Annotated in this window: 10 protein-coding genes; 6 read left to right on the top strand and 4 right to left on the bottom strand. The window is 54.6% G+C overall.

What is annotated here, in order from left to right; all coding sequences use genetic code 11:
- Positions 1-39: 39 nt before the first annotated feature.
- The 3 genes from selB to A936_RS13585 form a co-directional block, all read right to left on the bottom strand.
- Positions 40-1,875, bottom strand: coding sequence for a selenocysteine-specific translation elongation factor (gene selB / locus A936_RS13595; protein WP_008458708.1), 1,836 nt, complete (start codon positions 1,873-1,875; stop codon positions 40-42).
- On the bottom strand, positions 1,872-3,260 hold the full coding sequence (selA, locus tag A936_RS13590; RefSeq protein ID WP_008458707.1) for an L-seryl-tRNA(Sec) selenium transferase: 1,389 nt from the start codon (positions 3,258-3,260) through the stop codon (positions 1,872-1,874). The genes selB and selA overlap by 4 nt, the downstream gene beginning before the upstream one ends.
- A gap of 69 nt (positions 3,261-3,329) precedes the next feature.
- Positions 3,330-3,938 (bottom strand): glutathione S-transferase, encoded by a 609-nt coding sequence (locus tag A936_RS13585; protein ID WP_008458705.1) that lies wholly within the window; start codon positions 3,936-3,938, stop codon positions 3,330-3,332.
- Between the two features lie 131 nt (positions 3,939-4,069).
- On the opposite strand from A936_RS13585, the gene A936_RS13580 reads away from it, so the two are divergent.
- Positions 4,070-5,659, top strand: coding sequence for a KAP family P-loop NTPase fold protein (locus A936_RS13580; RefSeq protein ID WP_008458702.1), 1,590 nt, complete (start codon positions 4,070-4,072; stop codon positions 5,657-5,659).
- Between the two features lie 84 nt (positions 5,660-5,743).
- Here A936_RS13580 and A936_RS13575 read toward each other — a convergent pair whose 3' ends face one another.
- On the bottom strand, positions 5,744-6,634 hold the full coding sequence (locus A936_RS13575) for a LysR family transcriptional regulator (RefSeq protein WP_008458699.1): 891 nt from the start codon (positions 6,632-6,634) through the stop codon (positions 5,744-5,746).
- A 100-nt stretch (positions 6,635-6,734) separates the two neighbouring features.
- Between A936_RS13575 and A936_RS13570 the strand changes: the two genes are divergently transcribed.
- The 5 genes from A936_RS13570 (at position 6,735) to A936_RS13550 (ending at position 12,031) form a co-directional block, all read left to right on the top strand.
- Positions 6,735-7,334, top strand: a complete 600-nt coding sequence (locus A936_RS13570) for an NAD(P)H oxidoreductase (RefSeq protein ID WP_034809208.1) — start codon at positions 6,735-6,737, stop codon at positions 7,332-7,334.
- A 466-nt stretch (positions 7,335-7,800) separates the two neighbouring features.
- Positions 7,801-9,720 (top strand): PTS mannitol transporter subunit IICBA, encoded by a 1,920-nt coding sequence (locus tag A936_RS13565; protein ID WP_008458694.1) that lies wholly within the window; start codon positions 7,801-7,803, stop codon positions 9,718-9,720.
- Between the two features lie 143 nt (positions 9,721-9,863).
- Positions 9,864-11,012: a mannitol-1-phosphate 5-dehydrogenase gene (mtlD, locus tag A936_RS13560; protein WP_008458692.1), complete on the top strand. Its 1,149-nt coding sequence runs from the start codon at positions 9,864-9,866 to the stop codon at positions 11,010-11,012.
- A gap of 45 nt (positions 11,013-11,057) precedes the next feature.
- Complete coding sequence (mtlR, locus tag A936_RS13555; protein ID WP_008458691.1) at positions 11,058-11,597, top strand: mannitol operon repressor MtlR; 540 nt, start codon at positions 11,058-11,060, stop codon at positions 11,595-11,597.
- 71 nt (positions 11,598-11,668) lie between these two features.
- Positions 11,669-12,031: a YibL family ribosome-associated protein gene (locus A936_RS13550; RefSeq protein WP_008458687.1), complete on the top strand. Its 363-nt coding sequence runs from the start codon at positions 11,669-11,671 to the stop codon at positions 12,029-12,031.
- Positions 12,032-12,286 lie beyond the last annotated feature (255 nt).

Raw genomic sequence — 12,286 nt, 5'->3', positions numbered from 1 at the left:
CTGGGGAAGAGGACAGACCTCTTCCCGCAGAATGGAATATTACGCCGGTAAAAATAGCGCCTTATCGCGCAGCAGATGGTCGTTGCCGCGCCGCCGGGTGAAGCCAATTTTGTCGAAATACTCCAGAATCTGAATCGCCAGTTTGCGGCCCACGCCCAACCTGTCGCGGAAGTCGGCGGCGTTGGTCGCGCCGTGGGTTTGATCCAGCTCGCGGATCAGATCGGCAAACGCCTGCAGGCGATCGTTCCGATAATAACGATCTTTCAGAATCGCGGTGACCAGCCCTTGCTGAGCGGCGGATCTTAGCAGCTGGCGCATGACCTGCTCTTCTTCACCGGTTTCTTTGGCCAGGTCACGGACCCACCACGGCTCGTCGCCGAACAGGGCGTCGACTTTATCCCACACGGCCTGCTGTGCTGAGGAAAACCCAGGTTCATGTCCCGGCAGATGCAGCCAGCCCTGGCGGCTCATTATTAGGCCTTCACCGCGCATTTTTTCGATGAGCGACAGTACCAGGCCTTCATCCTCTGCGGGCAGCGCCATACGGCGCAGGCGTTCTCGCCCCGGCCCCGGCTGATCGTCGTGTTGCTGGTGGTAGCGAGCCAGCACGTCGAGCAGTTTTTGCTGCCAGAGAGCGGCCACGTTTGGGCTTAACAGCGCGTTGCCCGCCTGCAAGTATCCCGGCTTCGCAAGTAAGGCCTGAAGCCCTTGCGTTGTTAACTGACGCGCCCAGCTAAATTCGTTGAGCAAAACGGTGCCTCGCGCCAGATGTGTTACCAGCGCCTGTTGGTCATCGGTGGTTTCTCCCAGCTCACCCAGCCAGCTCAGGAAGGCAGGCTGGCGTTTACCACGGCGTGGCGCATGAAGCAGCACGGTACGGGCTCCGGCGAGCGTGATGCGCGCGCTGATATCGCGCAGCACCAGGCGGTCGTTATCCGCCAGCCACAGCGGGACATCCAGCACCAGCTCGGCCAGATTACCTTCGAGCAGCGAAACTCGCCCGGTCACGTGGCGGGCAGAATGGTGAATATGCAGCGGCTGCCATTGCTGGAGCGGCTGCAGCGTTTGCAGCTCGACGATGACGCGCTCAACCGGCTGCAGCGGTTTGTCGCTTAGCAGCCAGTCGCCCCGGCTTATGTCGGTTTTTTCCGCGTCACCGCTGATGTTCAGCGCAATACGCTGCCCGGCCATCGCGCGGGTTACCGGCTGGTTTTGAGCGTGGAGGCCGCGCACGCGCATCGGTTTTTCTGCGCCCGTCAGCCAGAGTGAATCGCCGATATTGACTTCGCCGCTCAGCGCCGTGCCGGTCACAACCAGCCCTGCGCCCTTGACCGTAAAGGCGCGGTCGATGGCGAGACGGAAGCGATGTGCCGTGGCATGAGGACGTTCGCCCAGCCCTTTGAGATGCTGCTGTAGCGCCTCGACGCCTTCCCCGCAGGTGGCGGCGGTCACAAAGATTGCGGCCTGGGTATCACCCAGTAATGCAGTAACTTCATCGCGGACTTCCGCAATGCGGCTGTCGCTCACGCGGTCGGCTTTAGTCAGCGCGACTGTGATCTGCGGGTTGCCGGTCAGCTGTAAAATCGCCAGGTGTTCGCGGGTTTGCGCCATCACTCCATCATCGCAGGCGATGACCAGCAGGGCATGATCGATGCCGCCGACGCCAGCCAGCATGTTGGCCAGAAACTTTTCATGCCCGGGCACGTCGATAAAGCCGATAACCCGGCCATCCGGCTGCGGCCAGTAGGCGTAGCCGAGGTCGATGGTCATGCCGCGTTTTTTCTCTTCCGGCAGGCGGTCTGCGTTCACGCCGGTCAGCGCCTGAAGTAGGGTGGTTTTGCCGTGGTCGACGTGCCCGGCGGTGGCGATAATCACTGGGCGAGTCCCTTCAGCAGCAGCGCTTCGTTTTCGAGGCAGCGTAAATCCAGCCACAGGCGGCCCTCGGCCACGCGGCCAATCACCGGCCTTTCCAGCGCTCGCAGAGTTTGCGTCAGCAAGGCGAGCGTTGTGCCACGTCCGTCTTTTGGCGTGAAGGTCAGAGCGGCACCGGGCAGGCGATCAACGGGTAAAGAGCCGCTGCCGATTTGCGACATGCACGCTTCAACGCGCACGTCGAACCGCTTGCCAAAGCGCTCTTCAAATGCGGGCAGCAGGCGGCTGGCCTGCCGGTGGATATCTTCGGCGCTGCGGGTCAGCAGGCGCAGGGTTGGCAGGCGTTCAACCAGCGTTTCCGGGTGCTGGTACAGCCGCAGTGTGGCTTCCAGCGCCGCCAGCGTCATTTTGTCGGCCCGCAGCGCACGCTTCAGGGGGTGGCTCTGAATGCGCTCGATCAGCGCCTTTTTGCCGACGATAATCCCGGCCTGCGGGCCACCGAGCAGTTTATCGCCGGAGAAGCTCACCAGGCTCACGCCATCGGCGATCAGCTGCTGCGGCATCGGCTCCGGCGGCAGGCCCCACTGGCTTAAATCCACCAGCGAGCCGCTGCCCAGATCGGTGACGACCGGCAGGCCTAGTTCGTTGCCCAGCGTAACCAGCTCGGCCTCGCTAACGGCTTTGGTGAAGCCTTCAATGTGGTAATTGCTGGTGTGGACCTTCATCAGCAGCGAGGTGTTTTCCCCCGCTGCCGCGCGGTAATCTTTTAGGTGTGTACGGTTGGTGGTGCCGACTTCAACCAGCCCGCAGCCCGCCTGACGCATGACGTCGGGGATGCGAAACGCGCCGCCAATCTCCACCAGTTCGCCGCGCGAGACCACCACTTCACCGCCGTCTGCGCAGGCCGCCAGCATCAACAGAACCGCCGCCGCATTGTTATTGACGATGCAGGCGTCTTCCGCCCCGGTCAGCTCACAAAGCAGGTCGGCGATGGCGCGATCCCGGTGGCCGCGGCCGGCATCGTCCAGTGAATATTCCAGCGTGACGGCGGAGCGCATGGATTCCGTCACTGCCGCGATAGCTTCTTCAGCCTGTAATGCCCGGCCAAGATTGGTGTGCAGCACGGTACCGGTCAGGTTGAACACGGGCTGGAGAGCGCTGCGCTGGCTGGCCTCGAGCACGCTACGCGTTTTCTTCGCCCAGTCCTCGCTCCAGTCCGGCAGCTTGCTTGCCGAGCGGATGTGCTCGCGCGCTTCGTTTTGCAGCGTTCTCAGCGTGGCAACCACGCGGGTATGGCCGAACTCGGCAAGCAGGGCGGTAAAGGCGGCATCGCGCAGCAGGCGGTCGGTCGCCGGAAGATGGCTAAAAAGTGTTTGAGCTGTCGTCATGGCAAGGACTGAATTAAGAAATTTGTGGGCGATATTACAGGGGACAGCGTCCCCTGTCCTGGCCGCAGATCATGCCGCGGGCGGTTCGGTACGGGCAAAACTCTCGCGCTGGAACAGCTGTTCTACCAGCTTGACCAGGTGAGGGCGGTTCACGCACCAGCCCGGTGAAACGCGGCGGAAATTAAGATAGCCCACTGCGCAGGCCGCGGAAATACTGGCCAGATCGAGCGGCTCGGCGGCCAGGGTGCCGTCGGCGGCGTATTCTTCCAGCAGGTCGAGCGCGCGGCCAATCTTCTCGCGCTGACGCACCATGACTTCTTCAGACTGCTGTTCCGCCGGGCGCAGTTTCTCACGCACCGACGTTAACGCCGCGTCCAGAATGCCGTCGGAAAGCGCCTCAAGCTGGCGCACTTTCAGCGCCGCTTTTGGGTCGTGCGGAATGAGCTCTGGCGCAATGTTTAGCAGCTCAAGGTATTGGGCGATGATCGGCGAATCAAACCAGCGCTCGCCTTCATCGGTGATAAGCGTAGGGACTTTGCCTAGCGGGTTGTACTGCGGAGCCGGGCTGTCGCCAACCCACGGGTTGACGTTAATAAATTCAAAACTGAGGCCTTTTTCAAGCAGGATGACCGAGATCTTTCGCACGTAGGGGCTGGTGTAATTACCGATCAGTTTCATGACATTATCCGTTTTTGCCAACTTGAGGTAAGTATGGCATCAAACTACAGATTTTAATGGGTGCAGAAAACCTGAAATCTACAATAAGATAGTGAAATGAGCTATTCACGAGAAGAGATGTAAGAAAATCAATGACAATAATTGCAGACGATAAACCAGATCTTACTTTTGACTGGAGTCAGGTATCCAATGATTTACCTCCCGATATGTTGGACCGGGCTCGTTATGCTCAATTTTTAACGGGCTTTTTGGTCGGTAAAGGGAAAGAAGGTAACTATGTTTTAAACATTAATGCCACATGGGGTGCTGGAAAAAGTTGGTTTCTCAAACGCTGGGCTAATGAAATTGAATCTCGCTATCCGACAGTTTATATCGATGCATGGAAAAATGATCATTCAAAAGATCCCTTTCTTACCGTCGTTTCGGAAATACAAAATACACTGATTCAAAAAACGGATAAATCATTACTGGCCTCGCCTTTGATGAACAGTGCATGGCGTATGATAAAATCTGTTGCACCTGAAGTAACGAAAGCGATTATCAAAAAAAAGCTTGGAGTGGATATTGAAAAAGCAACGGACTGGATTGATAAAGAAGGGGCGGCAAATATTGGCAGTAAGATTGTAGAATCGGCTCTTAAAGCCCATGATGACGCGAATAAATCCATTTCAGATTTTAAGTCAGCTATTTCATCCTGGCTTGAGGCAGTGATAGGCATATCGAAAAAAGGCTTTCACTATCCACTCTTTATTTTTATTGATGAACTTGATCGTTGCAGGCCAACTTTTGCGATAGAAATGCTGGAAACGGTAAAGCATATTTTTGATATGAAAAATGTGGTTTTTGTTATAGCCACTGACAAGGAGCAGCTTCAGCATTCTATTAAGGCTATTTACGGTGATGGTTTCAATTCTCAGCGCTATCTTGAACGTTTTTTTCAACGTACTGTCACGTTACGGCAGATGACGCTGGATACCTTTTTGAAAGAAAAAATTGTTAACTCATCCGCATTTACTCAATATTGTGAAAATGAGAGTAATTTCTATTATTCAATCAATAAGGAGTCAATGATTTACCAAGTAACACATCTTATGGTTGTGATCGCGAACAGCTTTCACCTTGATTTACGGTCTGCTTCTTTATGGTTTGAACGCCTGGAATCAATCCTGCAAAATAGAAAAAGCCAATTAGATTTAGCGATAGTGGCAACACTTCTTTTATTATTAGATCGCTACCCAAATGATTATTATGAAATAACTGGTAACGTGAATAAATTAATGCTTCGTCATCGAGAAAATGCTGGTGATCTACACATCATTTCATTTATTCAAGAAAGTTCTCGTCAGTTGAATAGTATTGATGTAACTCTTCAATGGCCGCAAGCTCCTTATTCCATGGGTGATTTTCAAAGTAATGGATGTCGTTTTGATTATCAGGTAAGGGAGAGTGATTGCTATAATGTTAAATTTTTAGAGCTACTATTTGCTTTGTGTCATTCAATTGAAAATAATAATGAATTTAATGCTTATGATGTCAGCTTAACACTTGAGGATATATATAACAAAAATCAAGATGATAAGCCTCTTAAATTGAGGGTTGGAGAATGGAGTCGCGATTTTCCCTCTATAATTCTATATCGTTGTGCACAGTACCATCGTATACATAACATCAGCTTGAGAACCTATTTCGACTATTGCGAACTGGCCACTACCCTAGAATAAGCGCCCATCATGCTATTGAATGAACTTACGATAAATATTTTTAATAAGAGTTTCTGAGGTATCCTCAAACATTGGTGAAAAAGTCTACGCCTGCTGCGTTTTTATGTAATCAACGAAGGCACGCAGCGCGCTGGGCATGTATTGCCGATTTGGGTAATAGAACTGGAACGGCGGCAGCGCAGGCAGCCAGTCTTCGAGCATTGAAACCAACCTGCCGCTTGCCAGGTGTTCTTCTACCTGCTGCTGATAGAGATAGCCGATGCCTGCGCCGCACAGCACCGCTCCCAGCTCAGAGTCGAGATCGTCCACGATGATGTTGCCGCACGGCGTCACTTCCAGCTTGCCCTCCGGCCCGTAAAACTCCCAGCAATAGGGGCGGCCGCTGTGAAAACGAAAGATGACGCTGCAGTGATTAACCAGCTCGCGAGGGTGCATTGGCGCAGGGTTTTGCGCCAGGTATTCCGGCGTGGCGACGACGCAAATCCTCGCTTTTGGGCCGATGGGAACGGCAATCATGTCTTTTTCCACCGTGGTGCTCAGCCGTATCCCGGCGTCGTACTCCTGCTTCACTATGTCCACCAGCCTGTCGTCGGTGGTCACTTCGACTTTGATGTCGGGATAGCGGGCGGTAAACCCGGCGACCAGCGGCATCAGCACAAGGCGTGATGCCAGCCGCGAACTGTTGATTTTGAGGGTGCCCATCGGCGTGTCCCGAAACGAGTTCACCTCATCGAGAATAGTATGAATCTCGTCGCAGGCCGGGCGCAGGCGCTCGTAGAGGTTGTTACCAGCCTCGGTCAGCGAGACGCTGCGGGTGGTGCGGTTGAACAGCCGAATTTTCAGGCGCTGCTCGAGCTGTTTGATGCCGTGGCTGATCGCCGAAGGAGACAGCCCCAGCTCGTCTCCGGCGGCGCGAAAGCTTTTGTGCCGCGCCACGGCGATAAAGGTCGCGAAGTCGGTAAAATTCAGCGCCATTAGTGAAAATCCTTCATTAACCCATCTCAAATACTACGTTTTACAGAATTATCCAGCGGTCGTAAAGTGAACGTACATCCCCACTGGCTGAGATAACTCCATGAAATCAGAGAATATGTATATTGTTTGGGCGCACCCGCGCAGTGAGTCGCTAACCGCGCAGGTGGTGCAGGAAATTCAGGGCGAGGCGGCCGAGCGCGGCATTAACGTCTCCTCCCTGGATCTGTACCGCAGCGGCTTTAACCCGGCGCTGGGCATGGAAGATGAGCCGGACTGGAACAACCCGCAGAAACAGTATTCCCCGGAAGTTCATCGCTTGTTTGGCGAGTTAGAAGATAAAGACACCGTGGTGATCGTGTTCCCTGTGTGGTGGTACAGCTTCCCGGCCATGCTCAAAGGCTATCTGGATCGCGTGTGGAACTTCGGCCTGGGCTACGGGCCAGGCAGCACGCTGGGCAATAAGAAAATCCGCTGGGTGGCGCTGGTCGGCGGCTCACAGGCCGGGTTTGTGAAATATGGCTGGGAAAAAAACATGGCCGATTATATTCACGGCTCAATGGGGTATCTGGGCGTGGAAGATGCAAAAATTGAGTTCCTCTATAACACCATCGGCGTGGAAGAGGGGATTGGCGACAGCGACGCCCATTACCAGCAGCTGTTTGCTCAGGCGCGCGGCATTGTCGCGGACTTAGATAACTAACTTTTCATTCCAGCGCGGCATTCAACGTCGCGCTTTCTGCCAGCCGCTTCGCTGTAATTTACTTTCATCCCTTTCTTGCCCGCCGTTTGTTGTCAACGCCCAGATTTTAACTGGATCACATTAGGATTAATCTGCCCCAAAATACTTTGTGAAGTGGGTCACAAATAAATAACAAAGACGTCATAACAAAATGTGATTTTAGTCACATTAAAAGGTCAATCAGGGTTAAAAATTCCACGGTGTACTTTTTTTACACTGCAATTATGTGATCGTCATCACTCAATGTGGAAGGTGGATCCCTGAGTATTAGTGATCTAAATCACATAATTAGGCGGTTGCTGGACAGATTAACGATTCAGTGCCAGATTCGCGTCACTTTACTGCATAAGGCCGGCGACCCTGCCGCTACGTTAACAATAAACCTCGGGCTGCTTTTCAGCGCGGAACACCAACAAGGGGTATGTGTATGTCATCCGATATCAAGATCAAAGTGCAAAGCTTTGGTCGTTTCCTCAGCAATATGGTTATGCCAAATATCGGGGCGTTTATCGCCTGGGGTATTATCACGGCCTTATTTATTCCTACCGGATGGTTGCCAAACGAAACGCTGGCGAAGCTGGTAGGCCCGATGATCACTTACCTGCTGCCGCTGCTGATCGGCTTTACCGGTGGTCGCCTGATTGGCGGTGACCGCGGCGGCGTGGTGGGTGCGATTACTACCATGGGCGTTATCGTCGGGGCAGATATGCCGATGTTCCTCGGCGCAATGATTGCGGGTCCTCTGGGCGGCTGGGCAATCAAGCACTTCGACAAATGGGTCGACGGTAAAATCAAATCCGGCTTTGAAATGCTGGTGAACAACTTCTCTGCCGGTATCATCGGGATGATCCTGGCGATTCTGGCATTCCTCGGCATCGGCCCGGCGGTTGAAGTCCTGTCCAAAGTTCTGGCGGCAGGCGTTAACTTCATGGTTGTGCACGACATGCTGCCGCTGGCGTCTATCTTTGTAGAACCAGCTAAGATCCTGTTCCTGAACAACGCCATCAACCACGGTATCTTCTCGCCGCTGGGTATTCAGCAGTCCCACGAGCTGGGCAAATCCATCTTCTTCCTGATTGAAGCGAACCCGGGTCCGGGTATGGGTGTTCTGCTGGCGTACATGTTCTTTGGGCGCGGTAACGCTAAGCAGTCTGCGGGCGGCGCGGCAATCATCCACTTCCTGGGCGGTATCCACGAAATTTACTTCCCGTACGTGCTGATGAACCCACGTCTGATCCTGGCCGTTATCCTCGGCGGTATGACCGGCGTGTTCACCCTGACCGTGCTGAACGGCGGCCTGGTGTCTCCGGCTTCCCCGGGTTCTATCCTGGCGGTACTGGCAATGACGCCGAAAGGCGCGTACTTCGCTAACATCGCGGCTATCTGTGCGGCAATGGTTGTCTCCTTCGTGGTCTCCGCCATCTTGCTGAAAACCAGCAAAGTGAAAGAAGAAGACGACATCGAAGCTGCGGCTCGCCGTATGCAGGAAATGAAAGCCGAATCCAAAGGTGGCGCAGCGCCGCTGGCGGTAGGTGCTGGCTTGTCTAACGACCTGAGCCACGTGCGTAAAATCATCGTTGCCTGCGACGCAGGGATGGGGTCCAGCGCCATGGGCGCAGGCGTGCTGCGTAAGAAAGTGAACGACGCTGGCCTGAAAAATATCTCCGTGACCAACTGCGCGATCAACAGCCTGCCGGACGACGTTGACCTGGTGATTACCCACCGCGACCTGACCGAGCGTGCGATGCGCCAGGTGCCGCAGGCGCAGCATATCTCCCTGACCAACTTCCTCGACAGCAGCCTGTACGCTAACCTGGTTGAGCGTCTGGTGGCTTCCCAGAATCTGAGTCAGAAAGAAGAAAAAGTCATGCACAGCCTGGAAGACAGCTTTGTTTCCAGCGAAGACGCGGTGTTCAAGCTGGGCGCGGGTAACGTGTTCCTCGGCCTGAAAGCCAGCAACAAAGAAGAAGCGATTCGCTTCGCTGGTGAACAGCTGGTGAACGGCGGCTACGTGCAGCCGGAATACGTGGACGCGATGTTTGAGCGCGAGAAACTGACCCCGACCTACCTGGGTGAAGGTATCGCGGTTCCTCACGGCACCGTGGAAGCAAAAGACCGCGTGCTGAAAACCGGCGTGGTGTTCTGCCAGTACCCGGAAGGCGTTCACTTCGGTGAAGAGCCGGAAGACGTGGCTCGCCTGGTGATCGGTATTGCAGCCCGCAATAACGAACACATCCAGGTCATCACCAGCCTGACCAACGCGCTGGATGATGAGTCGGTGATTGAGCGCCTGGCGCACACCACCAGCGTCCAGGAAGTGCTGGATTTGCTGGCCGGTAAGAAATAAGACCCTGCCCCTCACCCCTGAGGGGCAGCAGGTGCAAAGCATTACTCCCTCTCCCCTTTTGGGAGAGGGCTAGGGTGAGGGGATTCGCATACAGTATCCTTACCCCAGCCCTCACGGGTGAAATAATCAGGAAGGTTAACGCAATGAAAGCATTACATTTTGGTGCAGGTAATATCGGTCGTGGCTTTATCGGTAAACTGCTGGCGGACGCCGGTCTGCAGCTGACTTTTGCCGACGTAAACCAGGTGGTTCTGGATGCCTTGAACGCGCGTCACAGCTACCAGGTTCACGTAGTCGGCGAGCAGCAGCAGATTGATACCGTCTCCAACGTGAATGCCGTCAGCAGCATCGGCGACGACGTTGTGGCCCTTATCGCTCAGGTTGATCTGATCTCCACCGCCGTCGGCCCGGTTGTGCTGGAGCGCATCGCACCAACGCTTGCCAAAGGACTGGAACTGCGCCGTGCGAACGGCAACGAAACGCCGCTGAACATCATCGCCTGTGAAAACATGGTGCGTGGCACCAGCCAGCTGAAAGAGCACGTCAAGAAAGCGCTGTCTGCTGACGCGTGGGCGTGGGTAGAGCAGCACGTTGGCTTTGTCGATTCTGCAGTTGACCGCATCGTTCCGCCGTCTGAATCCGCCACTAACGATCCGCTGGAAGTGACCGTGGAGACCTTTAGCGAGTGGATTGTCGATAAAACCCAGTTTAAAGGTGACCTGCCGAACATTCCTGGCATGGAACTTACTGATAATCTTATGGCGTTTGTCGAGCGCAAGCTCTTCACGCTGAATACCGGGCATGCTATAACCGCGTACCTCGGTCAGCTGGCCGGGCACCAGACTATCCGCGATGCCATTCTTGATGAGAAAGTGCGCGGCGTAGTGAAAGGGGCGATGGAAGAGAGCGGTGCGGTGCTGATTAAGCGCTACGGCTTTGAAGCCGACAAACATGCCGCGTACATCAAGAAAATCCTCGGTCGTTTCGAAAACCCGTATCTGAAGGATGACGTGGAACGCGTTGGCCGCCAGCCGCTGCGTAAACTCAGCGCGGGTGACCGCCTGGTTAAGCCGCTGCTGGGGACGATTGAGTACGGTTTGCCTCACGCTAACCTGATCAAAGGGATTGCGGCGGCAATGCACTACCACAGCGAGCAGGACCCGCAGGCGCAGGAGCTGAAGCAGCTTCTGGCAGATAAAGGCCCGCAGGCGGCGCTGGCGGAAGTGTCCGGTCTGGATGTAAACAGCGAAGCCGTGACTGAGGCGGTGAAGGCGTATAACGCCATAGCGTAACCCTATGCAGGCGCGGTGGATACCGCGCCTGAAACATGTTTAGTGATGCAGGCAAAAATGGAAGAAACCCAGGCCTTTGAAAACCGCGTGCTTGAGCGACTGAATGCCGGCAAAACCGTAAGAAGCCTGCTGATTGCTGCCGTCGAGCTGTTAACCGAAGCGGTAAATATCCTGGTGCTGCAGGTGTTCCGCAAGGACGACTACGCGGTGAAATATGCGGTTGAGCCACTGCTGGACGGCGACGGCCCGCTGGGCGACCTGTCGGTTCGCCTGAAGCTTATCTACGGGCTGGGCGTGTTGAACCGCGCCGAGTACGAAGACTGCGAGCTGCTCATGGCGCTCCGGGAAGAGCTGAACCACGATGGCAACGAGTACAGCTTCACCGATGACGAAATGCTTGGCCCGTTTGGCGAGCTGCACTGCGTGACGGCGCTGCCGCCGACGCCGACCTTCGTTGATGGCAGCGATCCTGAACTGCTGGCGATGCAACGTCAGCGCTATATGCAAATCGTTCGCTCCACGATGGTCCTTTCCCTGACTGAGCTGATCTCCCGGATCAGCTTAAAAAAAGCCTTCCAGAAATAGCCGCTTTTCGCCCTGTCCCTCAGGATCGTGTATCCTTGCCAGCAAGCCATCTTTATTCACGGTAAGTCAAAATGAAAGAAATCGAAAAAGCAGAAATTAAACGCCTCAGCGACCGTCTGGACGCTATCCGCCACGAAATGCCAGGCCTGCACCTGATCAACGAAGCGGAAAAATATGCCGAGCTGGAAAAAGAGCGGCAGAAGCTGGAAATCGAAATCGCTCGCCTGCAGGCGGTGCGTAACCAGAAGCTGAGCAAAGAAGCGCAGAAGCTGGTAGCGCTGCCTTACAAGCGTGCGATTACCAAAAAAGAGCAGGCCGATATGGGCAAGCTCAAGAAAAGCGTGCGTGGCCTGGTAATTGTCCATCCGATGACCGCTCTGGGTCGCGAGATGGAACTGACCGAGATGACCGGTTTCTCCCGCACGGAATTCTGACCGCGTTCTCTTTTCGGTGAAATAAGCCGATAAAACTCGTCATCGTTTTCAGATTAAATCCTCATCCGGCCTTGTTGTTAAGCGCCGGGTGCGGGGTTTAACCCTCAGTTTCTGTCGCTATTATCATGATCACTTTGCGTTCAGTTTTTTTGAAGTAGATAAGCGAATTGTTCCGCTAACAAACAAAGCACGGCGGCGCTATTCTTATCTCATTGAAGGCAGTCAGCCTTCCAACTAAACAAAATGCAAAGGTAA

Origin of the sequence: Enterobacter sp. Ag1 (genome assembly GCA_000277545.1) — a bacterium.
In the GTDB taxonomy this organism is placed as follows: Bacteria; Pseudomonadota; Gammaproteobacteria; order Enterobacterales; family Enterobacteriaceae; genus Cedecea.
Note: the sequence above shows the minus strand (reverse complement) of the source record. Positions and strands in the feature narration are given on the sequence as shown.